Origin of the sequence: Stenotrophomonas rhizophila (assembly GCF_000661955.1) — a bacterium.
Lineage (GTDB): Bacteria > Pseudomonadota > Gammaproteobacteria > Xanthomonadales > Xanthomonadaceae > Stenotrophomonas > Stenotrophomonas rhizophila.
Window position 1 is genome coordinate 1,755,680 of record NZ_CP007597.1, and the last position, 26,432, is coordinate 1,782,111.

General features: G+C 66.6%; 20 protein-coding genes and 1 pseudogene. 8 read left to right on the forward strand and 13 right to left on the reverse strand.

Annotated elements, in window-relative coordinates; translation table 11 throughout:
- Positions 1-243 precede the first annotated feature (243 nt).
- From DX03_RS07465 to DX03_RS07475, 3 genes and pseudogenes are all read left to right on the forward strand, one after another.
- Positions 244-5,139: pseudogene (locus tag DX03_RS07465) on the forward strand (NAD-glutamate dehydrogenase); the annotation flags it as partial.
- A gap of 436 nt (positions 5,140-5,575) precedes the next feature.
- Positions 5,576-6,346 (forward strand): NAD kinase, encoded by a 771-nt coding sequence (locus DX03_RS07470; RefSeq protein ID WP_038687630.1) that lies wholly within the window; start codon positions 5,576-5,578, stop codon positions 6,344-6,346.
- Positions 6,347-6,425: 79 nt separating this feature from the next.
- Positions 6,426-7,373, forward strand: a complete 948-nt coding sequence (locus DX03_RS07475) for a 5'-nucleotidase (protein WP_038687632.1) — start codon at positions 6,426-6,428, stop codon at positions 7,371-7,373.
- A 128-nt stretch (positions 7,374-7,501) separates the two neighbouring features.
- Here the strand turns inward: DX03_RS07475 and DX03_RS07480 are convergent, their stop codons facing one another.
- From DX03_RS07480 to asnS, 12 genes are all read right to left on the reverse strand, one after another.
- Positions 7,502-8,074, reverse strand: a complete 573-nt coding sequence (locus DX03_RS07480) for a DUF2939 domain-containing protein (protein WP_038687633.1) — start codon at positions 8,072-8,074, stop codon at positions 7,502-7,504.
- A gap of 63 nt (positions 8,075-8,137) precedes the next feature.
- A complete protein-coding gene (locus DX03_RS07485) occupies positions 8,138-9,124 on the reverse strand; it encodes an aldo/keto reductase (protein WP_038687635.1) in 987 nt (328 codons plus the stop codon).
- 5 nt (positions 9,125-9,129) lie between these two features.
- Entirely contained in the window at positions 9,130-9,816 is a 687-nt protein-coding gene (locus DX03_RS07490) for a DUF2461 domain-containing protein (protein ID WP_038687637.1), read from the reverse strand.
- On the reverse strand, positions 9,813-11,252 hold the full coding sequence (gene sbcB, locus DX03_RS07495) for an exodeoxyribonuclease I (protein ID WP_038687638.1): 1,440 nt from the start codon (positions 11,250-11,252) through the stop codon (positions 9,813-9,815). Before sbcB ends, DX03_RS07490 begins: the two co-directional genes overlap by 4 nt.
- Complete coding sequence (locus DX03_RS07500) at positions 11,252-12,616, reverse strand: FAD-dependent oxidoreductase (RefSeq protein WP_185753533.1); 1,365 nt, start codon at positions 12,614-12,616, stop codon at positions 11,252-11,254. The genes sbcB and DX03_RS07500 overlap by 1 nt, the downstream gene beginning before the upstream one ends.
- 38 nt (positions 12,617-12,654) lie before the next feature.
- A complete protein-coding gene (kynU, locus tag DX03_RS07505) occupies positions 12,655-13,932 on the reverse strand; it encodes a kynureninase (protein ID WP_038687641.1) in 1,278 nt (425 codons plus the stop codon).
- Between the two features lie 689 nt (positions 13,933-14,621).
- The gene (locus DX03_RS07510; RefSeq protein WP_038687644.1) at positions 14,622-15,149 is read right to left on the reverse strand and encodes a 3-hydroxyanthranilate 3,4-dioxygenase; all 528 of its coding nucleotides are present in this window, start codon (positions 15,147-15,149) and stop codon (positions 14,622-14,624) included.
- Between the two features lie 26 nt (positions 15,150-15,175).
- On the reverse strand, positions 15,176-15,838 hold the full coding sequence (gene can, locus DX03_RS07515) for a carbonate dehydratase (RefSeq protein ID WP_038687645.1): 663 nt from the start codon (positions 15,836-15,838) through the stop codon (positions 15,176-15,178).
- A gap of 76 nt (positions 15,839-15,914) precedes the next feature.
- Positions 15,915-16,550 (reverse strand): FMN-binding negative transcriptional regulator, encoded by a 636-nt coding sequence (locus DX03_RS07520; protein ID WP_038687647.1) that lies wholly within the window; start codon positions 16,548-16,550, stop codon positions 15,915-15,917.
- A 6-nt stretch (positions 16,551-16,556) separates the two neighbouring features.
- Positions 16,557-16,871 (reverse strand): hypothetical protein, encoded by a 315-nt coding sequence (locus DX03_RS07525; RefSeq protein WP_038687649.1) that lies wholly within the window; start codon positions 16,869-16,871, stop codon positions 16,557-16,559.
- The gene (locus tag DX03_RS07530) at positions 16,868-17,173 is read right to left on the reverse strand and encodes a hypothetical protein (RefSeq protein WP_038687651.1); all 306 of its coding nucleotides are present in this window, start codon (positions 17,171-17,173) and stop codon (positions 16,868-16,870) included. The genes DX03_RS07525 and DX03_RS07530 overlap by 4 nt, the downstream gene beginning before the upstream one ends.
- A 23-nt stretch (positions 17,174-17,196) precedes the next feature.
- Positions 17,197-18,591, reverse strand: coding sequence for an asparagine--tRNA ligase (asnS, locus tag DX03_RS07535; RefSeq protein WP_038687652.1), 1,395 nt, complete (start codon positions 18,589-18,591; stop codon positions 17,197-17,199).
- Between the two features lie 129 nt (positions 18,592-18,720).
- Between asnS and DX03_RS07540 the strand changes: the two genes are divergently transcribed.
- From DX03_RS07540 to rplI, 4 genes are all read left to right on the forward strand, one after another.
- Positions 18,721-19,059 (forward strand): HesB/IscA family protein, encoded by a 339-nt coding sequence (locus DX03_RS07540; RefSeq protein ID WP_038687654.1) that lies wholly within the window; start codon positions 18,721-18,723, stop codon positions 19,057-19,059.
- Between the two features lie 166 nt (positions 19,060-19,225).
- A complete protein-coding gene (gene rpsF / locus DX03_RS07545) occupies positions 19,226-19,663 on the forward strand; it encodes a 30S ribosomal protein S6 (protein ID WP_038687655.1) in 438 nt (145 codons plus the stop codon).
- Between the two features lie 11 nt (positions 19,664-19,674).
- Positions 19,675-19,905, forward strand: coding sequence for a 30S ribosomal protein S18 (gene rpsR, locus DX03_RS07550; RefSeq protein ID WP_002804494.1), 231 nt, complete (start codon positions 19,675-19,677; stop codon positions 19,903-19,905).
- A 151-nt stretch (positions 19,906-20,056) separates the two neighbouring features.
- Positions 20,057-20,509: a 50S ribosomal protein L9 gene (gene rplI, locus DX03_RS07555; RefSeq protein ID WP_038687658.1), complete on the forward strand. Its 453-nt coding sequence runs from the start codon at positions 20,057-20,059 to the stop codon at positions 20,507-20,509.
- 468 nt (positions 20,510-20,977) lie between these two features.
- On the opposite strand, the gene DX03_RS20650 is transcribed toward rplI, so the two are convergent.
- A protein-coding gene (locus DX03_RS20650; protein ID WP_102100618.1) for an IS3 family transposase occupies positions 20,978-22,322 on the reverse strand; the annotation gives its coding sequence in 2 pieces (ribosomal slippage) (positions 20,978-21,875 and positions 21,874-22,322; 1,347 coding nt in all).
- Between the two features lie 597 nt (positions 22,323-22,919).
- Here DX03_RS20650 and smc point away from each other — a divergent pair.
- A complete protein-coding gene (gene smc / locus DX03_RS07570; RefSeq protein ID WP_038687660.1) occupies positions 22,920-26,423 on the forward strand; it encodes a chromosome segregation protein SMC in 3,504 nt (1,167 codons plus the stop codon).
- The last annotated feature ends 9 nt before the right edge of the window (positions 26,424-26,432 follow it).

The following is a 26,432-nucleotide window of genomic DNA, read 5'->3' on the forward strand; positions in this document are numbered from 1 at the left end:
TGCGTGGATCTCCTACGCGAGCGTCCGTACTCGTGCGGATTGACCATCGCGACGTAAACGCCACCCAACCCGAATCACCTTATTCCGTCCTGCAGCAAGGTATTTTTGTGCGGTAGGCCTACAATTTCATTTTCCCAACTGAGCAACACGCACCGCTCCGTCATGAAATCGCAGAAACCAGCAGCCAAGACCGTGAAAAACAAATCCAAACCAGCCGATACGCAGACTGTTTCGCCAGTGGGCTTCTCGCTGGAGCCGGTGTACACGGCCTTGCGCAAGCGCTACCCGGCGGCCGGGCAGGCCGAGGCCGTGGCATTTGCCGCCGACTTCTACAAGCGCATGGAGGCGGACGAGTTCCCGCACCACACCGCCGAGGAGTGGGCCGCCCTGGCGGCCGACACGCTGGAATTCGCGCGTGTGCGCAAGTCCGGCAAGGCCAATGTGCGTGTGTTCAACCCGACCCTGAAGGGCAACGGGTGGGAATCGCCGCATACGGTGCTGCAGATCGTCAATGACGACATGCCGTTCCTGGTCGACACGGTGACCATGTCGCTGGCCGAGCACGGCATCGGCGTGCACGTGCTGGGCCACCCGGTGATCCGCTTCGCACGCGACAAGGCCGGCAAGCTGAGCGGTGTCAGCGACGGCAACGCCGAATCGGTGATGCTGCTGGAAATCGACCGCCAGCCGGCCGAGGCCATGGCCGACGTCGAGCAGGCGATCGTCAAGGCGCTGGACGAGGTGCGTGCCATCGTCGGCGACTGGGATGCGATGCGCAGCAAGGCCAAGAGCCTGGCTGACGACCTCGGCACCCGCCAGCTGCCGATCGATGCGGCGTCGCGCGCCGAGGCGCAGGAATTCCTGCGCTGGGCCGCCGACAACCACTTCACCTTCTTCGGCTACCGCGAATACCGCGTGGAGAAGCAGGGCAAGGAAGACGTGCTGGCCCCGCTCAACGAGACCGGCCTGGGCCTGATGCGCGGCAAGGACAAGTCCGCCGCCCGTCCGGTCAAGACCCTGGCCGCGCAGGGCCTCAACGCCACCACCGGGTTGAAGGACGCGCTGATCCTGACCAAGACCAATGCCCGTTCGCGCGTTCACCGCGCCGGCTACATGGACTACATCGGCGTGCTGGAATTCGACGCCAAGGGCAAGATCATCGGTGAGCAGCGCTTCCTGGGCCTGTTCACCTCCAGCGCGTACAACCGCCGCCCGTGGGAAATTCCGCTGGTGCGTCAGCGCCACGAATATGTGATGACCCAGTCCGGCCTGGCGCCGAGCAGCCACAGCGGCAAGGCCCTGCGCCACATCCTGGAAACCCTGCCGCGCGAAGAACTGTTCCAGTCCAGCGAGGACGAACTGTTCCGCACCGCCATGGGCGTGCTGGGCCTGCAGGAGCGCGTGCGCAGCCGCCTGTTCCTGCGCCGCGACAAGTACAGCCGTTTCATTTCCGCGCTGGTCTACCTGCCGCGCGAGCGCTTCAATACCGATGTGCGCCTGCGCATCGAAGCGATGCTCAAGGACGCCCTGCAGGGCGAGTACGTGGACAGCTCGGTGGTACTGGGCGAGTCGCCGCTGGCCCAGGTGCACCTGATCGTGCGCCCGAAGGCTGGCCAGACCCTGGAAGTGGACACCAGCGCGCTGGAACAGAAGCTGGCCCAGGTGCTGCGCAACTGGCAGGACGACCTGCGCGAAGCGCTGGTGGCCCGCCACGGTGAAAGCGAAGGCCTGCGCATTGCCGCCCGTATCGGCAAGGCACTGCCGGCCGGCTACATCGAAGACTCCAGCACCGAGATCGCGGCCAACGACGTCAGCCAGCTCGATGCGCTGACCGGCCCGGACGACCTGCGCCTGAGCCTGCAGGCCGTGCAGCGCGAAGGTGGTGATGGCCTGCGCCTGAAGCTGTACCGCCAGCTGGACGACATTCCGCTGTCGGACGCGCTGCCGATGATGGAAAACATGGGCCTGCGCGTGATCGCCGAGCGTCCGTACCGCCTCACGGTGGACAACGCGCCGGTGTACGTGCAGGACTTCGAAGTGGAATCGGTGGCCGGTGCGATCGACGCCCCGAGCGTGGATGCCGCCTTCGGTGAAACCTTCGCCCGCGTGTGGCACGGCGATGCCGAGAACGACGGCTTCAACCGCCTGGTGCTGGCCGCTGGCCTGCATTGGCGCCAGGTGGCGATGCTGCGTGGCTACTGCAAGTACCTGCTGCAGACCGGCGTGCCGTTCTCGCAGGCCTATGTGGAAGGCACCTTCACCCGCTACCCGCTGCTGGCCCGCCTGCTGGTGGAACTGTTCGAAGCCCGCTTCGACCCGGCAACCGGCCACGAGAGCAAGGACGCCATCGCCGAGGGCCAGGCCCAGCTGCGCGAGCACCTGACGGTGCTGGCCGGCGGCGACGAGGCCACCCTGAAGGTGCTCAAGACCGTGGTCGATGCCCGCAAGGGCGACCGCAAGGCACAGATGGATGCCGCGCGCGACGCGCTGCTGAAGCTGATGGACCGCGTCTCCAGCCTGGATGAAGACCGCATCCTGCGCAGCTTCATGGGCGTGATCGACGCCACCCTGCGGACCAGCTACTACCAGACCGATGCCAACGGCCAGCACGGCCATGTCATCAGCTTCAAGTTCGATTCGGCGCTGGTGCCGGACCTGCCCAAGCCGCGTCCGTACCGCGAAATCTTCGTGTACGGCCCGCGCGTGGAAGGCACCCACCTGCGCTTCGGCGCGGTGGCCCGTGGTGGCCTGCGCTGGTCGGACCGTCGCGAAGACTTCCGTACCGAAGTGCTGGGCCTGGTCAAGGCGCAGATGGTCAAGAACACGGTCATCGTGCCGGTCGGCGCGAAGGGCGGCTTCTTCGCCAAGGTGCCGCCGGCCAGTGGCGACCGTGATGCGGTGTTCGCCAACGGCGTGGCCTGCTACAAGCTGTTCATCCAGGGCCTGCTGGACATCACCGACAACATCGTCAACAACAAGATCGTGCCGCCGGTGGACGTGGTCCGTCACGACATGGACGACCCGTACCTGGTGGTGGCGGCCGACAAGGGCACCGCGACCTTCTCCGACATCGCCAACGGCCTGGCCGTCGCGCACGGCTTCTGGATGGGCGACGCGTTCGCCTCCGGTGGTTCGGTGGGCTACGACCACAAGGGCATGGGCATCACCGCGCGCGGTGCGTGGGAGTCGGTCAAGCGCCACTTCCGTGCCCTGGGCCGTGACAGCCAGAGCCAGGACTTCACCACGGTGGGCGTCGGCGACATGTCCGGCGACGTGTTCGGCAACGGCATGCTGCTGTCGCGCCACATCCGCCTGGTGGCCGCGTTCGATCATCGCCACATCTTCCTGGACCCGAACCCGGATGCGGCCACCACGTTCGTCGAACGTGAGCGCCTGTTCACCGTGCCGCGTTCCAGCTGGGCCGACTACGACGCCAAGCTGATCAGCAAGGGCGGTGGCATCTTCCCGCGTTCGTTGAAGTCCATCGAGATCACCCCGCAGGTGCGTGAGGTGCTGGGCCTGGACGAGAACGTCAAGGCGATGTCGCCGAACGACCTGATGAGCGCCATCCTCAAGGCGCCGGTGGACCTGCTGTGGAACGGCGGCATCGGCACCTACGTCAAGGCGGCCACCGAGCAGCACAGCGACGTGGGCGACCGCGCCAACAACGCGCTGCGCGTCAATGGTGGCGAGCTGCGCTGCAAGGTGGTGGGCGAGGGCGGCAACCTGGGCATGACCCAGCTGGGCCGCATCGAGGCTGCCCAGGCCGGCGTGCTGCTCAATACCGACTTCATCGACAACTCGGCCGGTGTGGACACCTCCGACCACGAAGTCAACATCAAGATCCTGCTCAACGATGTGGTGCGGGCCAAGAAGCTGACCGTTGAACAGCGCAACAAGCTGCTGGCGTCGATGACCGACGAAGTGGCCGCGCTGGTGCTCAACGACAACTACCGCCAGAACCAGGCCCTGAGCCTGATGGAGCGGATGGCGGTCAAGCGCCTGGGCTCCAAGCAGCACTTCATCCGCACGCTGGAGCAGCAGGGTCTGCTGGATCGCCAGATCGAGTACCTGCCCTCTGATGCGGAGCTGTCGGCACGCAAGGCGCGCGGCCAGGGCCTGACCCGTCCGGAACTGTCGGTGCTGCTGTCCTATTCCAAGCTGGTGGCGTTTGCCCAGCTGCTGGATTCGGACATCCCGGAAGATCCGTACCTGTCCAAGGAGCTGCAGCGTTACTTCCCGACGCCGCTGCAGAAGAAGTATGCCGATGCGATGGAGCGTCACCGCCTGAAGCGCGAAATCATCGCCACGGCCGTGACCAACCAGACCATCAACCGGATGGGCGCCACGTTCCTGATGCGCATGCAGGAAGACACCGGCCGCAGCGTGGCCGAGGTCGCCAAGGCCTACACGATCAGCCGTGAAACGCTGGACGCACGTGCGCTGTGGGCGCAGATCGATGCGCTCGACGGCACGCTGCCGGAATCGGTGCAGATCGATGCGCTGGAAGTGATCTGGAAGCTGCAGCGTTCGTTCGTGCGCTGGCTGCTGTCGCGCCCGGGCACGATGCCGGGCATCACCGAAGCGGTGAACCGCTACCAGGCTGCGTTCAACGATATCCGCGTGGCATCGGGCGTGCTGCCCGATTCGCAGCGCCCGGCCTACGAGGCGAGCGTGGCCGAGTGGAAGGAAAAGGGCCTGCCGCCGGCACTGGCACAGCAGCTGTCCGAGCTGCAGTTCCTGGAGCCGGCGTTCGACATCATCGAACTGGCCCGGACCCGCAAGCTGAAGCCGGTGGACGTGTCCAAGATCCACTTCCGCCTGGGCGACGCCCTGCAGCTGCCGTGGCTGTTCGAGCAGATCGACGCGCTGGAGGTCAACGGCCGTTGGCATGCCGTGGCGCGTGGCGTGCTGCGCGACGAGCTGGCCGCCCACCATCGCAACCTGGCTGCCCAGGTGCTGTCGATGAAGGGCAGCAGCGCCGAAGCCAAGGTGGCGGCCTGGATCGGCCGTGACGACAGCAGCCTGCGTTTCACGCTGTCGATGCTGGCCGAACTGGCCGAGCAGAAGACCTTGGACTACCCGACCGTCTCGGTCGCGGTGCAGCGCCTGGGTCAGCTCGCCGCGCATGGTGCGTAAGCGCATTCGCGCTGACGCCCCACGGTTTGCGCTGCAAACCGTGGGCCCCATGCGGACCGTGCTTCCAGACCCCTGCGCCTTCGGCGCGCCCCCCTGACTCAGGGGGGCTCTGCTCCAGCCGCGTGTCTCTGGATCTGCAGCTGCATGAGTAACCAACGGCCCCGCTCACGCGGGGCCGTTTTTGTTTGGTTGTTTGGCTTGGTGCGGCAAAGGCGAAAGGCAGCGCGTGCCGTTTGCTCCTGGGCTGGGCGGGGCTGTGTGGGTTCACGGGACACTCGGCGCCATGGATGGCGCTGCGGAGCCTACAAGGATGTACTTGCGGCGTGTCCCGTGAACCCACACCCCCCGGCCCAGCCCAGGAACAGAGAGCGACGGCTGCTTTGCCGTGGTGCGGCAGGTATGCTCTGTGCAACAAACTGCCGCACCGGATCCACCGATGAGCGCTTCCCCCCGTATCGCCTTTCTGGCCAGCAACACCGAGGCTGCGCAGCAGGCGCTGGCGCAGATGCTGGCCCGCTATGGCGATTGCACGCCCGAGCAGGCCGATGTGCTGTGCCCGCTGGGGGGCGATGGCTTCATGCTGCAGACCCTGCATCGCCATGCCGCGCTCGGCAAGCCGGTGTTCGGCATGAAGCTGGGCACGGTCGGGTTCCTGATGAACCAGTTCCGTGACGACGACCTGCCGGCCCGCCTCGCGGCGGCCGAGCCGGCCCACCTGCGACCGCTGGAGATGCTGGCGCTGACCGAATCGGGTACCACCACCGGCTCGCTCGCCTACAACGACGTCTCGCTGCTGCGCCAGACCCGTCAGGCCGCGCATATCGGCGTGGATCTCAACGGCCAGGAGCGCGTGGCCGAACTGATCGGGGACGGCGTGCTGGTGGCCACCCCGGCCGGCAGCACCGCCTACAACTATTCCGCGCATGGCCCGATCCTGCCGCTGGGCTCGCATACCATCGCGCTGACCCCGTTGGCCCCGTACCGGCCGCGCCGTTGGCGCGGGGCGATCCTCAAGGCCGACACCGAGGTGCGCTTCCGCGTGCTTGACCCGTACAAGCGGCCGGTGAGTGTGACCGCCGACTCGCACGAAACCCGCGACGTGGTCGAAGTGACCATCCGCGAATCGCGCGAGCGCCGGGTCACCCTGCTGTTCGACCCGGAGCACAACCTGGAAGACCGCATCCTCAGCGAACAGTTCATGTTCTGAACGGGGCGGGCCGTAGCAGCCATTCACTGTGGGACAATGGCTGGCCGGCCGCTGCGGCCGCATTGGATTGCTGAGTGCCATGGGCGACAACACCCCCCGTCTGCTGACCGTCGCGGTAACCTCGCGCGCGCTGTTCGACCTCGAAGAAGGCCATGCGCTGTTCGAGGCCGAGGGCGTGGACGCCTACGCCGAGTACCAGCGCAAGCATGAGGACGACGTGCTGCGCCCCGGCGTGGCATTCCCGGTGGTACGCAAGCTGCTGGCGCTCAACCAGGGCCAGTCGCCGGAGTCGCCGCGGGTGGAAGTGATCCTGCTGTCGCGCAACTCGGCTGATACGGGGCTGCGCATCTTCAATTCGATCCAGCATTACGGCCTGGGCATCATCCGCGCCACCTTCACGGCTGGCGAGCCCACCTGGCCGTACGTGAAGCCGTTCGGCACCGACCTGTTCCTGTCGGCCAACCCCGACTCGGTGCGCCGCGCGCTGTCGCACGGCATTGCCGCGGCCACCATCCTGCCCAAGCCGCCGGGCGAGACCATCGCCGCCGCCGAGCAGGTGGACCTGGGCCGGCCGCTTGGCCAGCTGCGCATCGCCTTCGATGGTGACGCGGTGATCTTCGGGGACGAAAGCGAGCGCATCTCGCGCGAGCAGGGCGTGGAAGCGTTTGGCCGGCATGAGCGCGAAAATGCGCGCGAGCCGCTCAGCGGTGGCCCGTTCCGCAACTTCCTTTCCGCCCTGCACACCCTGCAGGCGGTGTTCCCGTCGGGCGAAGACGCGCCGATCCGCACCGCGCTGGTGACCGCGCGCTCGGCCCCGGCACACGAGCGGGTCATCCGCACGCTGCGCGAGTGGGGCGTGCGCCTGGATGAAGCGCTGTTCCTGGGCGGACGCCACAAAGGCCCGTTCCTGGAAGCGTTCGGCGCGGACATCTTCTTCGACGATTCGCAGCACAACATCGACAGCGCCCGCCAGCACCAGAGCGTGGCCGCCGGGCACGTCCCCCACGGCGTCGCCAACGACGGGTAGGCCATGACCGTTGGTCATGGCGCGGATAGATCGGCGTACCGACCAACGGTATGCCGGGCCTGCGGCCGGGCACCCTTCGGGCCGTCGCAAGCGACGTTAGGAACCGCGTGCGCGGTTCCTTGCGGTACCTACCGGATCGGGAGGCCGGTGGGCGCGGTGTCGTCGGCGAGCGGCAGGCGGATGTCCACCAGCTTCCAGCGCAGGCCGAACCGTTGCAGGACGAACACGATCGGCGCGCCGCTGGCGGTGTGCGTGGTGGCGGTGAAGCGCGACAGCGATTCGAAGTGGTGCTCGGCGCCCTTCAGCGGGCGGGGCTTGCGCGGCGCCGCGTAGGCGTCGTTGCTTTCCAGGTCGTTGCTGGCGCGCTTCCACAACGTGTGGCCTTCCAGCAGCGCGCCAATGCCGGTGGGCGTGGCCATCGCGTCCACGGCGGTCCCGGTGAGCTTCTCACTGGCCGACAGCAACAGCGCCCCCAATAGGTTGGACTGCACCTCCGGGCCGGCCTGGCGCACCACGTAGTCGTTGAGCTGGGCGCGCAGGTTCGCGCGCAGCAGCGGGAAGTCGACGTAGCGGTCCAGCTTGGCGGTGTCGCGGGTTTCGATGGCCTGGGCCAGCCCGCGCACGGTCAGATAGGGCCCGCTGAAAAAGAGGCCTGCCAACACCAGCAGCAGGGCCAGCAGCAACCACGGAAGTTTCTTCATCGATCCGGTACCTGCAGGAGACTGCCCCGAGCTTGCCGCAGCGCCGGTGGAGAAGTGTGAACGCTACTGGCTGGGCGAACTGCCGGCGCGCTGGAACGCGGCCACCAGCCGGGCCCGTTCGTCGGGCTGCAGCGCGTCCACGCGGGTGTCCAGGATCTGGTCGAGGTTGCCCACCCGGGTCGTGCCCAGCACGCCACTGGCGATGCCCGGGTTCTGCAGCACGTAGGCAAACGCGGTCTGCCCCGGCAACTGCGAATGCACGCCCGCCACCGCCTTCTGCAGGGTGCGCGCGCTGCGCATCAGCTGGCGGCTGGAGGGCTTCAGCCACGCGCGCGCCAGGTACCAGGCGTCGGCCAGCCGCGGCAGCCGCACGCGCGCCGGCAGCAGGTGGCCCTGGGCCAGCACGGTGCCGGCCAGCACGCCGATGCCTGCCGCGTGCATGGCGGCAATCAGCGGTTCGCGGTCCTGCTGCAGCACGTTGTAATCGATCAACGCCACGTCGAACAGGGTGGGGTGGTCGGCGATGTGCTGCATGATCGCGCCGGTGTGGGTGTTGATGCCCAGTAGGCGGAACATCCCGTTGCGGCGCATGCGCTCCAGCGCGGTGAGCAGTTCATCGCTCAGTTCGTGCAGGCCGATGCCGTGCAGCTGGAAGATGTCCAGGTGGTCGCAGTGCAGGTTGCGCAGCGACGCGGCGCAGCTGCGCTCGATGCTCGCCGGCGAAAAGTCGCGGTGCTCGGCGCCGCTGATGCCGGCCTGGCCGGTCAGCGTGCCGGCCTTGCTGGAGATCACCAGCCCGTCGCGCGGGTGGCTGGCATAGGCGCGCTGCAGGATGCGGCCCAGCCGTGGCTCGGCGTTGAACGCCGAATAGTTGTGGCCGGTGTCGAACAGGTTCACGCCGCGCTCCAACGCGCGGCGCACGATGCGTTCGGCCTCGCCTTCGGCGAACCGGTGGTTGCCCCAGAACCCGGAGCAGCCCAGCGCCACCTGCGATACCTGCAGGCCGCTGCGCCCCAGCGGGCGCGTTGGAACGGCCGTATGCGCGGGCATGGTGCTCAGAATTCCAGGTCCAGCGCCGCGCACAGGTAGTCCACGAACGGGCCCAGCGTGACCAGGTCGGCGGCGATGGTCTGGCGCAGGCGCGGGCCGGTCATTACCGCATCGTCCAGCGAGCGCCAGAACACCCAGTTGCGGTGCTTGAGGTCGTCGATGAACTCGAAATCCGGCTCGAACCCGCGCGGCGGGCGCACCAGCTTCTCGCTTTCCTCGAAGTCGAACTTCTTGCGCAGCACCGGCGAATGCGCGGCCGCCTTCCAGCTGCCGGGGTTGTCCACAATGAAGTGCCGCACCTTGCGCTGGGTGGCCGGTTCGGGATGCCACAAGCCGGCACCGACGAAGCTCTCGCCGGGTTGCAGGTGGATGTAGAACGACGGGGCCGGGACCTGTTTGCGCCGCTCATGGAACAACCGCGCGCCCTGCCAGCTCTTGTACGGCGACTTGTCGTTGGAGAAGCGCGCGTCGCGGTAGATGCGGAACAGCGAGCCGCCAACGCCGCGCGGGTCCGCGCGGAAGTGCTCGCTGACCGCGGCCAGGTCCGGTTGCAGGTCGGCGATCAGGCGCAGGAACGGCTGGCGCACATGCTCTTCGTACTGCGGCTTGTGGTCGTTGAACCAGGCCTTGTCGTTGTTGCGGGCCAGGCCGCGCAGGAAGGTGAAGCTTTTCGGGCTGAAATACGTGCTCACAGGCTCTGCTCCAGGTGGGTGCCCCAGTCGCGCAGCTGCTGCAGCAGGGCGAGCCTGGCCGGATCGTCGGCATGCTCGGTGGCCAGTGCGTCCAGCTGCGCGCGGAACTGCGGCAGGGTCTGCTCGCCCAGCGCGGTGTCGCCAAGCAGGCGCTGGCGACGATAGTCGTTCCAGCGTGAGCGTTCGGTCGCGTCCAGGGTCTGCGGGTGGTTGCGCGCGCGGTAGCGGAACAGCAGCTCGGGCATGCGCGGATCGCGCAGGCGTTCGGCGTAGCTGGCCAGTTCGGCCGGCGGGCTGGTACGGATACGGGTCATCAGCGCTTTGTCGCCGTCGGCCAGGAAGCCGTCGTACAGCGAGGCGTCCACGTCGCTGGGGGGCAGCACGCGTTCACCACCGAACACCTGGCGCACCTTCTCTGCCAGGGTCGGGCCCAGCGCGCGCAGGCGTGCGGCCTTGGCCTCGATCTCCGCCGGGTTGATGCCCAGGCGAGCGTGGTCGGCCGGGCGCAGGTGGTTCCAGGCCACCAGCGCTGGCACCTTGTTGAGGTGCACTTCCTTGAGCGGCACGCGCTGCTCGCCTTCGGCCAGATCGGCCGCGCGGGTGTACAGGCGTGCGGCGAGGGTCTCGGCCGGCAGTGCCAACAGCGCGTCGATGTCGCCGTCCAGGTCGAGCGCGATGATGCGGTTGTTGATGTACGGGTGGCGCGCCAGCGGCAGCACCGGGGCGGCGCACATGCGCTGGGCCGGGTAGCGCATGGAAATGTGCAGCACCGGCTGCAGGGCGTCCACGTCGAGCAGGCTGGCTACGAAGCGCTTGTCGCGCAGCTTCAGCGCGTAGTCCCACAGGCGCGGTTGGGCCTGCTTGAACAGGCGCGCCAGGCCGATGGTGGCATGCACGTCCGACAGCGCTTCGTGGGCATCGCCCTGGCGCACGTTGTTGGCGGTGGCCAGGTGTTCGAGCTTGAACGAGGTGGCGCCATCTTCGCGCTGCGGCCACACCACGCCCTCCGGGCGCAGCGCATGCAGCAGCCGCATCATGTCCAGCAGGTCCCAGCGCGAATTGCCGTTGCGCCACTCGCGCTCATACGGGTCATGGAAGTTGCGGAACAGCCCGTGGCGCACGAACTCATCGTCGAAGCGCAGCGTGTTGTAGCCCAGCGAGCAGGTGCCCGGACGCGCCATCAGGTCGTTGATGCGCGCGAACGCCTCGGCTTCGCTGACCCCGGCCGACAGCGCATGCTGCGGGGTGATGCCGGTGATCAGGGTGGCCACCGGCGACGGCAGCAGGTCATCGGCGGGCTTGACGTAGAAGCTGACCGGTTCGTCGATGATGTTCAGGTCGGCATCGGTGCGGATCGCGGCGAACTGGGCGATGCGGGTGCGGCGCGGGTCCTGACCGAAGGTTTCCAGGTCGTAGAACAGGAAGCTGTCAGCCATCAGTGCGCGCCCTCCAGCACGGGCAGCTGCGCATGCACGATGTGCTCCAGCGCGGCCCAGTCGATGTGGTCCAGGCTGTCGTGCCCGGCGGTGGCGTCTTCGAGGATGCGACGCTGCAGTTCGGTGCGCGCGTGCGCCACCGCATACGGCGTGTGCAGGAAGGTGACCATGGTGTAGTGCGGCACGAAGCGGGTGGGCCAGCGTGCCTGCAGGGCCTGTTCCAGCTCGCGCTGCAGCAGGAAGGCCGGGTCGGCAACGCGATCGCGCATTTCAAGGTAGTTCTCCAGCGCCATCTGCTGGATCGCTTCGGCGTTCGGCTTGCGGTCGGCCTCGAAAGCGGCGAAGGCCGCGGCCAGCGTGTCCTGTTCCAGCAGGTGGCCGGCCAGCGCCACGCAGTCTTCAAACGCGCAGTTCATGCCCTGGCCGTGGAACGGCACCATCGCATGCGCGGCGTCGCCCAGCAGCACGGCGCGGCCCTGCAGGTGCCAGTGGTTGAGATGCAGCGTGCCCAGCAGGCCGGGCGGGTGCTCTTCCCAGTCGCGGCGCAGGTTGGGGATCAGCGCCAGCGCATCGGGGAAGTCGCGCGCGAACAGCGCTTCGGCCTCGGCACCGGTGGTGGTGGTGGCAAAGCTCGGGTCGCCTTCGTTGGGCAGGAACAGGGTGACGGTGAAAGTGCCTTCGTCATTGGGCAGCGCAATGCACATGTAGTGCCCGCGCGGCCAGATGTGCAGCGCGTTGGCTTCGATGCGGAAGCCGCCGTCGGCGGTGGGCGGGATCTCCAGTTCCTTGTAGGAGTGGTCGAGGAACTCGGTGCGCTCGTCCAGCGGCTGCTTGCGGTTCATCGCCGCGCGCAGCGCCGAGCCGGCACCATCGGCGCCGATCAGGGTGTCGAACCGGATGTCGTGCGGCTGGTCGTCGCGGTCGTCGATGAAGCGGGCATAGCCGGCATCGAAATCGACCGTGTGCAGGCGGCGGTGGAAATGCACCTGCGCACCGGCATCTTCGGCCAGCTGCAACAGCGTGGTGTTGAGGTCCTTGCGATGGATCGACCAGATCACTTCGCTGTCGTCGCGGCCGTAGCGTTGCAGCTGCGGCTCGCCTTGGCGCGGGTGCACCATGCGCCCGCGCATCATCACCGCCTTGGCCATGACCGCGTCTTCGACCCCGGCCTGGCGCAGCGCATTGCGGCCGCGTTCGGCCAGGGCCAGGTTGATCGAGCGGCCTGACTCGTAGTCGCTGATGCGCGGGTCGCCGCGACGTTCGTACAGGGTGATCCGCCAGCCCTGGCGGGACAGCAGGATGGCGAGCAGCGAGCCGGCCAGGCCAGCGCCGATGATGCTCAGCGAGCGGGAAGGGGGTGCGATCACATCGATGTCCGTGGGGGCGGGGAGGGCGGGGCGGATTACAGCCCTGCCCAGGCGTCCACTTCGTCGACGAAGTGGTGCAGGTCCTGGTAACGGTTGTAGAGCGGGGTCGGCGAGATGCGGATGACGTCCGGTTCGCGCCAGTCACCGAGCACGCCGACGGTCTGCAGGTACTCGAACAGGCTGCGGCCCCGTTCGCGACCACCGACCACGCGCAGCGAGAGCTGGCAGCCGCGGCGGTCCGGTTCGCTGGGTGTGAGTACCTCGAGCACGCCGGTCAGGCGGGCGCGCACCAGCGCGTCGAGCAGGCCGGTCAGGCGCAGCGACTTCTCGCGCAGGGCGGCGATGCCACCGGCCTTGTCGACCACGTCGAGGGCGGCGCGCAGCGGTGCCAGGCCGAGCACGGGCGGGTTGCTGAGCTGCCAGCCTTCGGCGCCGACGGCGGGCACGAACTGCGGGGCCATTCTGAAGCGGGTGGCTTCTTCGTGACCCCACCAGCCGGCGAAGCGCGGCAAGCTGGTGTCGCGGTGGTGGCGTTCGTGCACGAAGCACCCGGCCACGGCGCCGGGGCCGGCGTTGAGGTACTTGTAGTGGCACCAGACGGCGAAGTCGGGGGCGATGTCGTGCAACTGCAGGGGGATGTTGCCGACCGAGTGGGCCAGGTCGAAGCCGACCCGGGCGCCCTGCAGGCGGGCCATGCGGGTGATGGCGTCGAGGTCGAAGACCTGGCCGCTGCGGTACTGCACGCCGGGCCACAGCACCAGCGCCAGGCGCGGGCCGTGTTCGTTGATGGCGCGTTCGATGGCCTGCAGCGAAATGGTGCCGTTGGGTTCGTCGGGCTGGACTTCGATGAGGTCGGTGGCCGGGTCGAAGCCGTGGAAGCGGATCTGCGATTCGACGGCGTGGCGGTCGGTGGGGAACGCGCCGGCTTCGATGAGGATGGCGGGGCGCTCGCGGCTGGGCCGGTAGAAGCTGACCATCATCAGGTGCAGGTTGACGCTGAGGGTGTTCATGGCGACCACTTCGCTGGGCAGCGCGCCGACGACGCGGGCGAGCTGTTCGCTGACGAGGCGGTGGTAGCGCAGCCACTGGGTGTCGCCGGTGAAGTGGCCTTCGACGGCCAGGCTGGCCCATTTGTCCATGACGTCCTGGACGGCGGCACGGGCGCCGCGCGGCTGCAGGCCCAGCGAGTTGCCGACGAAGTAAGTCTGGTCGCGGTGGTTGTGCTGGGGGAAGACGAATTCGCTGCGGAGGGTGCGCAGGGGGTCGGCAGCGTCCAGGGCAACTGCATGGGTGCGGCTGAGGAGTTCGGACATGGTGCAACCAGCGGTGACAGTGACGGACAGTTTATCCGGGTGGTGGGGGTGTGGGCTGAATCCGGTGTGGGTGGGGGGTGTGTGTTTTTTTCGAGGCGTGAGGCAAGTGCAAGTGCAACGGCAACGGCCACGGCCACGGCAGAAGCGTGGTGTCTGTGCGGTGGGTGGGCTGGCGCGGTGCGGGTGGGTGGCCGGGACACGCCGTAAATCCGTCCATGGAGGCTCCGCCACCGCATCCATGCGGTGGAGGGTCCCGGCCACCCACCCGCACCACGCCCTGACACAGGGCCGGTGCGCAGGGGAAATGCGGGTAGTGCCGGTAGTGCGGGGATTGTGGTGATGCGGGGTGATGCGGGGCCACGCGGGGCCACGCTGGTAGAGCCGACCGTTGGTCGGCTGCTCTCCGCTCAGAGGTCATGCTGCCATCGAGCGACGAAGGGGTATCGGCAGTCGATCGAGGATCGACCCTACCAGGGCCGTGGTCACGCAGGTCACGTTGTGGTCGCGGTCGCGCCGCACCGCAGCGCAATGCAACGCAACGCAGCGCAACGCTGTGGTCGGGGTGACGCGGGGCCGTGCAGGGCTACGCGGGCCCCACGAGGCCACGCGACGTCACCCAGGGTAGAGCCGACCGTTGGTCGGCTGCTTTTCGCTCAGCCGCGTGCGTGCAGCTCGGCGCTTTTCAAGCCTCAGCCTTCAAGCGCAACAACACCCGGCAACGGGTCTACATGCCCGCACGCCTCGCACGTGCGCATCTCCACCGATGCCTGGTACCGCGCAAACACCTTCGGCAGGTCGGTTTCGATGTTTTCCAGGGCGAAGTACTCCTCGTACAGCTTGTGGTTGCAGCGCTCGCAGAACCACAGCAGTCCGTCGCGTTCGTGCGCCAGCCGCTTGCGCTCCACCACCAGGCCCACGCCGCCGGGCGGGCGGCGGGGCGAATGGGGCACCTTGCCCGGCAGCAGGAAGATTTCGCCCGCGCGGATCGGGATGTCGCGCACTGCGCCGTCTTCCTGCACCTTCAGCACCATCTCGCCTTCGAGCTGGTAGAACCACTCCGGGCCTTCGTCGTAATGGTAGTCCGTGCGGCTGTTCGGCCCGCCCACCACCATCACGATGAAGTCCCCATTCTCGATCATCTTGTTGCCCACCGGCGGCTTCAGCAGGTGCCGGTTTTCTTCGATCCAGCCCAGCAGGTTGATCGGCATGGGAAGCATGGTGCGATGTCCGTAGTGGGGAAGGGTCAGTCGCGCTTGCCGCGACGCGGCACGTGCGCCAGCGCCCGCTCGTAGGCCGGCTGCAGGTCTTCCGGCGCGCCCACGTCGATGCCCATCTCGCGCACCCGGCCGTCCTTCAGGCTGTAGACCCAGCCGTGCACCATCAGCTTCTGGCCGCGCGCCCAGGCGTCCTGCACGATCGTCGAGCGGCAGGCGTTGACCACCTGCTCGATCACGTTCAGTTCGCACAGCCGTGCATGCTTCAGGTCCGGGTCTTCAATCGCATCCATGATCGACGCATGCTTCTGCGCCACATCGCCCACGTGCCGCAGCCAGTTGTCGGCCAGGCCCACCCGCGTGTTGTGCAGGCTGGCGTGCACGCCGCCGCAGCCGTAATGGCCCACGATCAGGATGTGCTTCACCTTCAACTGGTCCACCGCGTACTGGATCACGCTCAGGCAGTTGAGGTCGGTGTGCACCACCACGTTGGCCACGTTGCGGTGCACGAACACCTCGCCCGGTGCCATGCCGATGATCTGGTTGGCCGGCACGCGCGAATCCGAGCAGCCGATCCACAGGTATTCCGGATGCTGCTGCTTGGCCAGCTGGTGGAAGAAGTCCGGATCTTCCTTCTCGATCCGGTCCGCCCATTCGCGGTTGTTCTGCAGCAGCTTGTGGATGTCTTTCATGGGGCAGGTGTCCCTGACGTAAGGTGGGGGCAAGGCGCGGCCAGCCTGGCCGCGGCGTCGCGGGAAACGGGGAGGGTCAGCCGGCGGTGTCGCCGTCGCGGCGCCAGCGCATCCACTGCGCCAGCTCGCGGGAAGCCGGGGCGTCCAGCGCCGACAGCGCGTCGATCACGCTGCGCTGGTTCGCCTCCGGGTGGTTCTGGCTCAGTTTGAGCTTGATCTGTACCTGGGCGGGGCGGAAGCGGAAGCCGACGATGCCGGCCAGCATGCGCTGCTGGCGCGGCTCGATCGGAAGCAGGTCCCAGTCGCCGCCCACCGTGCCTTCGTAGTGCGTGCTCAGTGCATCCAGCATCGCCACCAGTGCGTCCGGGTCGGTGACCGGCTCCAGCACGCCGCGCAGTTCGGCCGCGGCATAGTTCCAGGTGGGGACACGCGCCTGCGCATCTTTGTCCGGATACCAGCCCGGCGACACGTACGCGTGCGGGCCGTTCACCAGCAGCGTGGCCGGGCCGGCGTGGCCGGCCTGCGGATTCGGTTTGGCCCAGTGGCCCTCGATCAGGATGCCGTCGGCATCCCGCGTGTACACCACCGGCAGGCGCGTGGCCTGCGGGTAGCCGTCGGCGCCGTTGGTCACCAGGGTGACGAACGCATCGCGCGCCAGCAGCCGGTCCAGCCAGATCAGGTCGGTCTCGGCGAAGGCGGACGGAATGAACATCGTCGGTTACGCGCGGGCGCCCAGGCTCTGCACCATGCGGCCATGCAGGTCGGCATCGCTGGCGCCCTGCGGCGGCTGCACTTCATGCAGCGAGAAGCCGCGGATCAGCGCGTCTTCCTCGTCCAGCCCGTCATAGGAGACGAATTCGGCGTCGAACAGCTGCGAACGCGCGGTGTCTTCGCTGTCGTAGCTGAGCGTGTTGCCGTCGCTGTCGAGCACTTCGGCGGTGCCCGCCGGGCGGATCCGCAGGCGGGCCCAGATCAGCGTGTTGCCCAGGCTGGCCAGGAACCACTCGTCGCGGTCAGGGGTCGTGTCGTTCATATCAGTACCATCGAAAGCAGCCAGAGCAGGGCAGCCATGCCCAGCCCGGCCAGCAGGGTCAGCAGCGATACCCAGGCCGGCGTTGCCAGCCCGGACAGCGCCCGGTCGGGGGTGTGCCGGTAATCACGGCCCAGCAGCCAGCGCAGCGCGTCCGGGCGCAGGAACGCGCCGTTGCCGAAGCGTTGCGCCAGCAGCGGGTGGCGGTCGCGGATGTGGACCAGGGTGAGCGGCCAGAAGATCACGAAGGCACTGAACCCGGCGATCGCCACGCCGACGAAGCACAGCGCGAAGAACAAGGTCATGGGTCAGTGCCTCCGTAGGTGGATCAGAACTCGGCGGTGCCCGGTGCGCGCGGGTAGGCGATCGCATCGCGGATGTTGCCCAACCCGCAGACGTAGACCACCAGGCGCTCGAAGCCCAGCCCGAAGCCGGCGTGCGGCACCGAACCGTAGCGGCGGAAATCGCGGTACCAGCCGTAGTGTTCGCGGTCCAGGCCGAACTGCGCCATGCGCGCGTCCAGCACGTCCAGGCGCTCTTCGCGCTGGCTGCCGCCGATGATCTCGCCGATGCCCGGGGCCAGCACGTCCATCGCCGCAACGGTCTTGCCGTCGTCGTTCAGGCGCATGTAGAACGCCTTGATGTGCTCGGGATAGTTGGTCACCACCACCGGGCGGCCGATGTGTTCCTCGGTCAGCCAGCGCTCGTGCTCGGTCTGCAGGTCCAGGCCCCACTCGACCGGGAAGTCGAACTTCTTGCCCGAGTTCTGCAGCAGCTTCACCGCCTCGGTGTAGTCGATCTGCTCGAACGGGGCGTTGATGAAGGCTTCCAGCTTGGTGATCGCGTTCTTGTCCACGCGCTCGGCCAGGAACGCCAGGTCGTCGCCGCGTTCGTCGAGCACCGCACGGAACAGGTACTTCAGGAACTGCTCGGCCAGGCGCGCGTCTTCGGCCAGGTCGGCGAAGGCGATTTCCGGCTCGATCATCCAGAACTCCGCCAGGTGGCGGGTGGTGTTGGAGTTCTCGGCGCGGAAGGTCGGGCCGAACGTGTACACCTTGCTCAGGGCCAGGCAGTACGCCTCGACGTTGAGCTGGCCGGACACGGTCAGGAAGGTTTCCTTGCCGAAGAAGTCGCGGCTGAAATCGACCTCGCCCTTGTCGTTGCGGGGCAGGTTGGCCATGTCCAGGGTGGACACCCGGAACATCTGGCCGGCGCCTTCGGCATCGGAGGTGGTGATGATCGGGGTGCTGATCCAGTTGAACCCGTTCTCGTGGAAGAACCGGTGCACGGCCTGGGACAGGCAGTTGCGGATGCGGGTGACCGCGCCGAACAGGTTGGTGCGCGGGCGCAGGTGCGCCACTTCACGCAGGAACTCGGCGCTCATCGGCTTGGGCTGGATCGGGTAGGTCAGCGGGTCTTCGACCAGGCCGACGATCTCGATGTGGCTGGCCTGGATCTCGAACGACTGGCCCTTGCCCTGCGACTTGACCAGGGTGCCGCGGGCGATCACCGAGCAGCCGGGGGTGAGCGCCTTGATCTCGTCGAAGTTGCCCAGGGTGTCATTGGCCACCACCTGGATGGGGGCAAAGCAGGAGCCATCGGTGACATTGACGAAGGCCAGTGCTGCCGACCCACGCACCGTACGCACCCAACCGCGTACGGTTGCCTCGCCGCCTTCCGGGATCTTCCCGGCAAGCGCATGTTCAACGCTGACCACCGTCATGACTTGAATCCTCTATTGATCGACTCGATCTCTGAACGAGGAGTTTAACGGGTGCAGCGTTCTGCTTGCGAGGCATTTTTAGCCGCCGTGGGCTCCTATAATGACCCCGATCCGCTGGAGTTGCCTGTCATGGCTGTAAGCCTTACCCCTGTTGCCTTTGCCCGTGTGCAGAAGTTCGTCGCCCAGACCCCGGGCGCGCTGGGCCTGCGTTTCGGCGTCACCCGTACCGGTTGCTCGGGCTGGGGCCACATCACCGACCTGGCCCGCGACGAGCGCCAGGGCGACACCGTGTTTGAGCAGGACGGGGTGCGCATCTACGTGGATGCCGACAGCCTGGGCCTGGTCGACGGCACCGAGATCGACTTCGGCAAGCACGGGCTGAGCGAGACGTTCACGTTCAGGAACCCGAACGCCACCGCCGAATGCGGCTGCGGCGAGAGCTTCACCACCGAAGCCGACAAGGCCTGATCCGGGTCGGCAGAAGCGCCCAGCCCCGCGGCTGCTTGCCTGCGGGCGCTTGTGCTGCCATACTTTGCGGCTTCCTGCCTGATTCCGGGCAGGACCCTTGCCCCACCGCGTTCATCTGCGGGGGGCTGTCCGGCCCCCACGGGCCACATCCGAAAGGTAAAAACACATGAGTCGTCATTACGAAGTCGTGTTCCTGGTCCATCCGGACCAGAGCGAACAGGTCCCGGCCATGATCGAGCGCTACAAGGCGCTGGTCGAGAACGGCAACGGCACCATCCACCGTCTGGAAGACTGGGGCCGTCGTCAGCTGGCCTACCCGATCCAGAACCTGGTGAAGGCCCACTACGTCATGCTCAACATCGAGTGCGACCAGGCCGTGCTGAGCGAGCTGGTGGAAAGCTTCCGCTTCAACGATGCCGTGCTGCGCAACCTCGTCATCAAGCGTGACGAAGCTGACACCGAGCAGTCGCTGATCATGAAGAGCAAGGACGAGAAGGGTGACAAGCCCGAGCGTGGCGAGCGTCGTCGTCGTGATGACGAAGAAGGTGAAACCACCCCCGCCGCTGACACCGATGCCGGCGAAGACGCCGCTTCGGCCGCTTAAGGAGCACTGACATGTCCAAGTTCTTCCGTCGCCGCAAGTTCTGCAAGTTCACGGCCGAAGGTGTCAAGGAGATCGATTACAAGGATCTCAACACCCTGCGCCAGTACCTGACCGAGAACGGCAAGATCGTGCCGAGCCGCGTCACCGGTACCAAGTCGAAGTACCAGCGCCAGCTGGCAACGGCCGTCAAGCGCGCCCGTTTCCTGGCCCTGATTCCGTACACCGACAACCACGACGTCTGATGAAAGCCGGCGGCTTCGGTCGCCGCTTTCGTGGACCTGGCCGCCCGCGCTGCAAAGCGTCGGGCGGTTTCACGGTCTACCGTTCGGATATTCGGACAGCCATCGCTGCGGGGCCACGCCTCGCTAACGAATACATATTTGGAGCTACACCATGAAGCTGATTCTTCTCCAGAAGGTCACCAACCTCGGCGGTCTGGGCGATCTGGTCGACGTGAAGCCGGGCTACGGCCGCAACTTCCTCGTCCCGACCGGCAAGGCCGTTCCGGCTACCACCACCAACGTTGCCGAGTTCGAAGCCAAGCGCGCCGATTACGAAGCCAAGGCCCAGTCGATCCACGCTGACGCCGAAGCCCGCAAGGCTCAGCTGGAAGGCAAGAGCGTCACCATCGCCGCCAACGCGTCGACGGAAGGCAAGCTGTACGGTTCGGTTGGCCCGCGCGACATCGCCGAAGCCTTCACCAAGGCCGGCCTGCCGCTGGAAAAGAGCGAAGTGATCCTGGGCGAAGGCGCCTTCCGCAACGTGGGCGAGTACGAGGTGACTGTTCACCTGCACGCCGACGTCGAAACCACCGTCAAGGTGGTTGTGGAAGCCGAAAAGGCCTGATCCCTGCCGAAAGGCTGGAATCGCTGAAACGGGTGCCCGCAAGGGTGCCCGTTTTTGTATGTGGGGGTTTTGTTTTTTAAAAGCTTAGAAGCTTGAAGCCTGAAGCCAGATCAACGGCGGGTGCCGGCGCTTTGGTTCTTCCGGTGGGAGGGTGCCGGGTGGCCTTGGCCGGGACACGCCGTAAATCCATCCCTGGAGGCTCGTAGGCGCCTTGCTCGTTTGTGCAGTCCTGCACAAACGGCAAGACCGGGGTTGGGCGTCCTGCCCAACCCGTCCGGCGCATGCGCCGAACCCATGGCGCCCAACGGTCCCGGCCAAGGCCACCCGACACCCTCTGCCAGGATCTGCGATGCGGGCGGGTAGAGCCACGCCATGCGTGGCCGGGGCAATGAAGTAGGGTTATGTGATGCGTGGGTAGGCGGTACAGCCACGCCATTGAACTGACCCCACAAAGTTGGACAGTGGGATCTAGGTACCGAAGGCTTGGATCCGGAATTGAACCGGGCTCTGGCCATTCAGTTTGAGCTTGATGCGCTGGTGATTGTAGTACCGGATGTAGTGGTCCAGTCCGCGTTTGAGCTGGTCAATGCTGGTGAAGCGCTTGAGATGGAAGAATTCCGATTTCAGGGTGCCAAAGAAGCTCTCCATGGCGGCATTGTCCAGGCAATTGCCCTTGCGCGACATGCTCTGCGTGACGGCCTGTTTTTTCAGCAGGTGCTGATATGTCCGGTGCTGGTACTGCCAACCCTGATCTGAGTGAAGAAGTGGCTTTTCACCGGACTTCAGTCGCAAGAAGGCCTTGCCGAGCATGGCTGTGACCATATCCAGCAATGGGCGTGTGTTTGTCTGGTAGGCCACGATTTCGCCGTTGTACAAGTCCATGATCGGCGACAGATAGAGCTTTTTCCCGCCCACCCTGAACTCCGTGACGTCGGTAACCCACTTTTGATTAGGACGTGAAGCATGAAATTCGCGTTGAAGGGTGTTCGGGGCAACCGCGCCCACCGCGCCGCGGTATGAGGTGTACTTTTTCACCCGCACCACCGATTTGAGGCCCATCAACCCCATCAGACGTTGGACGACCTTGCGATTGATCAGCTCGCCGGCCTGGCGCAGTTCATCGGCAATGCGTCGGTAGCCATATAGGCCTTCATGGCGACGGTAGATTGCCTTGATGCGGCGCTTCAACCCGGCCTGATGGTCAGGCCGGGAGATGGCCTGAGTCTGGTAATAGAACGTGCTGCGAGATAGCGCTGCCGCTTTGAGCAAAAGCGACAGTCGGTGATGCTGCCTCAATCCTTGGACGGCTTGCGCTGTAATGCGCGCTTGGCCGCCTGCTCTTCCTGGATCAAGGCATCGAGTTTTTTAGGAAGGCATTCTCCGCGCGCAGATACTCCACCTCCTTGAGCAGCTGATCGTGCGTGAGATCCTTGGCAGGCTGGGAGGTCGCGGGCTTTTTTCTCATTCGGAATCGATCACGAGTGGGCGTCAGTGCGCCGATACCACCCGAATCATACTGCCGCTGCCAACGGGGGATGACGCCGGGTCCAGCAATCCCGAAGATTGCCATGGCCTGACGTACCGAAAGGCCATCACGGCTCATCCGCGCCAGAACCGACACCTTGAACTGGTCGGTGTAGCGCCCAGCATCGATCAGGAAGCTGTCCTGTCCATGGTGGCGGTAAGCAGCGATCCACCGATGGACCATTGATGGATCCAGCCCATGCCGCGCGGCTACAGCCCTCACCGGGAGGGTGCCTGCGGCACCCTCCCGGGCGACTTTGAGTTTGAAACACCTGTCGTACTTCGTCATGAACACCCCGGCTATTGAATGGGTGTCCAACTTCCGGGGGTCAGTTCACATGCGTGGCTGCTCTTCGTTCCTGCACCTCTATAGCCACGCATGGCGTGGCTCTACCCCTCAACTCTCCCTTAACCCTGACGCTCCTCACCTGGACGCTCCGGAACAAATCGCAGCGCACCGCAACGCCACAAAGCCGGCTTCGGCACTTCCCCTGCGCACCGACCAACTGTCGACGGCCGGGGTGGTTGGGGTCGCGGGACCGTTGGGCGCCATGGATGGCGCCCACGAGCCTCCAAGGATGGATTCACGGCGTGTCCCGCGACCCCACCCACCCCGACCGCTCGCCCGAGGCCGACGCACCGAGCCTTTGCTCCAGCTCTAGCGCTGGCTCCGGCTCCTGCTCCGGACCTTAGCTCTACGCCTCTAACCAAAACCAACCAACCCCCCCACCGCCCGTGGAACACCCGCCCCGTTATACTCAGGCTATCGCGTCGCCCTTGGGGCCATTGAAACCCAGCAACATCAATGGCTTGAGGGTGGGAATCGCTCCGACATCCACCCTGGCGGGGGTCGCTTCAGGCCCTTGCCCCGGAAACCAATCCCGCCATGCGTCTGTCCACGATCAAGCTGTCCGGTTTCAAATCCTTCGTCGACCCGACCACCCTGCACCTGCCGACCAACATGACCGGCGTGGTGGGGCCCAATGGCTGTGGCAAGTCCAACATCATCGACGCCGTCCGCTGGGTCATGGGCGAAAGCTCCGCCAGCCGCCTCCGCGGTGACTCCCTCACCGACGTCATCTTCTCCGGCTCCTCGGCACGCAAGCCCGTCTCCCAGGCCACCGTTGAACTGATCTTCGACAACACCGACCACACCATCACCGGCGAGTACGCCTCGTTCAACGAAATCTCGGTCAAGCGCCAGGTCAGCCGCGACGGCAGCAGCAACTACTACCTCAACGGTACCAAGTGCCGCCGCCGCGACATCACCGACCTGTTCCTCGGCACCGGCCTCGGCCCGCGCAGCTATTCCATCATCGAACAGGGCATGATCAGCCAGATCATCGAAGCCCGCCCCGAAGACCTGCGCGTGTACCTCGAAGAAGCCGCCGGCATCTCCAAGTACAAGGAACGCCGCAAGGAAACCGAAACCCGCATCCGCCACACCCGCGAAAACCTCGATCGCCTCGGCGACCTGCGCGAGGAAATCGGCAAGCAGCTTGAACACCTCAAGCGCCAGGCGCGCCAGGCCGAGCAGTACCAGGCCCTGCAGGAAGAACGCCGGGTCAAGGACGCCGAGTGGAAGGCGCTGGAATACCGTGGCCTTGACGGCCGCCTCGGTGGCCTGCGCGAAGCACTCTCGCAGGAAGAAACCCGCCTGCAGCAGTTCATCGCCGAACAGCGCGACGCCGAAGCCCGCATCGAAACCAGCCGCGTGCGCCGCGAAGAAGCCGCCGATGCGCTCAGCACCGCCCAGGCCGAGGTGTACCAGGTGGGCAGCACGTTGGCCCGCCTCGAACAGCAGATCCAGCACCAGCGCGAAATGTCGCAGCGCCTCAACAAGGCGCGCGATGAAGCCCAGCAGGCCCTGGCCGAACTGGGCCAGCACATCAGCGGCGACGAAGCCAAACTGATGGTCCTGCGCGAGGCCGTGGACGACGCCGAGCCGCGCCTGGAACAGTTGCAGGAAGAAAACGAAATCAAGCAGGAGGCCCTGCGTGACGCCGAGGCCCGCCTGGCCGACTGGCAGCAGCGCTGGGAAGCCCACACCCGCAGCACCTCCGAAGCCTCGCGCGCCGGTGAAGTCGAACGCACCCGCGTCGACTACCTTGACCGCCAGGTACTGGAAGCCGACCGCCGCCGCGAAGCGCTGAGCGCCGAACGCGCCAGCCTGGACCTGGACGCGCTGGCCGAGGTGTTCGAAGAACTGCACCTGCAGCACCAGACCCAGAAAGAGGCGCTGGACGGCCTCAATGAGCAGGTTGAAGAACGCAAGCAGGCCGTGGCCGGCCTGCAGGACCGCCAGCGCACCGGGCAGACCGAACTGGCCGAGATCCGCAAGCAGGCCCAGGCCGCGCGCGGCCGCCTGTCGTCGCTGGAAACCCTGCAGCAGGCCGCGTTGGGCCAGGAGCAGGGCGCGGCGGTGGCGTGGCTGAAGGCGCGCGGGCTGGATTCGGGTGCGCGCGTCGGCGAGCGCCTGACCGTGGAAAGCGGCTGGGAAAACGCCGTGGAAAGCGCGCTGGGCCAGTTGATCGAAGGCGTGCTGGTAGACGCCCCCGAACAGCTGGTGGCCGAACTGGCCGAACTCGGTGAGGGCCGCATTGCGCTGGTGTCCGACAGCCAGGCGCCGCTCAGCGTCGCGCCAACCTCGCTGGCCGCCAAAGTGCAGGGCCCCACCGCGATCCGCCGGCTGCTGGCCCGGCTGCATGCCGCCGAAGACCTGGACGCGGCACGCACGCTGCAGTCCACGCTGGCCGAGGGCGATTCGGTCATCACCCGTGGCGGCGAGCGCCTGGGCGACGGCTGGGTGCGCGTCTCGCGCTCCGGTGCGGCCAAGCAGGGCGCGCTGCTGCGCGAACGCGAGATCGTCACCCTGCGCGGTCAGATCGACACGCTGCAGGAGCGCGAAGCCGAACTGGAACAGCAGCTGTCCGCGTTCCGTGAGCAGCTGCTGACCGGCGAACAGCACCGCGAAGACGCGCAGCGGCAGCTGTACCAGGCCCATCGCAGCGTCTCCGAACTCGGTGGCCAGCTGCAGAGCCAACAGGGCAAGGTAGAAGCGGCGCGGACCCGCATCGACCGCATCGAAGGCGAACTGCTGCAGCTGCAGGAAACCCTGGATACCGGCCGCGAGCAGGTGCGCGAGGCGCGTGCGCGACTCGACGATGCGGTCACCAGCATGGGCGACCTGGAATCGGTGCGGGCGTCGCTGGAAGGCGAACGCCGCCAGCTCACCGATGCCCGTGACCAGGCCCGCGACCACGCCCGCAACGTGCGCGAGAGCGCGCATTCGCTGGCGCTGACGCTGGAATCGCAGCGCACCCAGATTGCCTCGCTGAGCCAGGCGCTGGAGCGCATGAGCACCCAGCGTGGCCAGCTCGACACCCGCCTGGGCGAGCTGCATTCCCAGCTGGACCAGGGCGATACGCCCGTGCAGACCCTGCAGGCCGAACACCAGAATGCCCTCAGCGAACGCGTGCGCGCCGACCGGGTGCTGGGCGAAGCGCGCACCCTGCTCGATGGCATCGACGCCGAACTGCGCAACTTCGAACAGACCCGCCACAAGCGCGACGAGCAGGCGCTGGCCCAGCGCGAGCGTATCTCCCAGCGCAAACTGGACCAGCAGGCGCTGGTGCTGAGTGCCGACCAGCTGTCGGCCTCGGTGGAGAAGGCCGGCTTCGTCCTGCAGGACGTGATCAACAGCCTGCCTGAGGATGCGCGCGTGACCGACTGGGAACAGTCGGTGCACCAGATCGACGGGCGCATGCGCCGCCTTGAGCCGGTCAACCTGGCCGCCATCCAGGAGTACGGCGAAGCGTCGCAGCGTTCGGAATACCTGGACGCGCAGAACACCGACCTGACCACTGCGCTGGAAACCCTGGAAGACGCCATCCGCAAGATCGACCGCGAAACCCGTGGCCGCTTCAAGGACACCTTCGACCGCGTCAACGCCGGCGTGCAGCAGCTGTACCCGCGTCTGTTCGGCGGTGGCCATGCCTACCTGGAGCTGACCGGTGAAGACCTTCTCGACACCGGTGTGGCCATCATGGCGCGGCCGCCGGGCAAGCGCGTGTCGAGCATCTCGCTGCTGTCCGGTGGCGAGAAGGCGATGACCGCGGTGGCGCTGGTGTTTGCGATCTTCCAGCTCAACCCGGCGCCGTTCTGCCTGCTGGACGAGGTGGACGCGCCGCTGGACGAAGCCAACGTCGGCCGCCTGGCCAACATGGTCAAGGAAATGAGTGAAAAGGTGCAGTTCCTGTTCGTCAGCCACAACAAGGCCACCATGGAAGCGGCGCACCAGTTGTCGGGCGTGACCATGCGCGAACCGGGCGTTAGCCGCCTGGTCAGCGTGGACCTGGAAGAGGCGGCACGATTGGCGGGCGCCGCCTGACGTGCCATC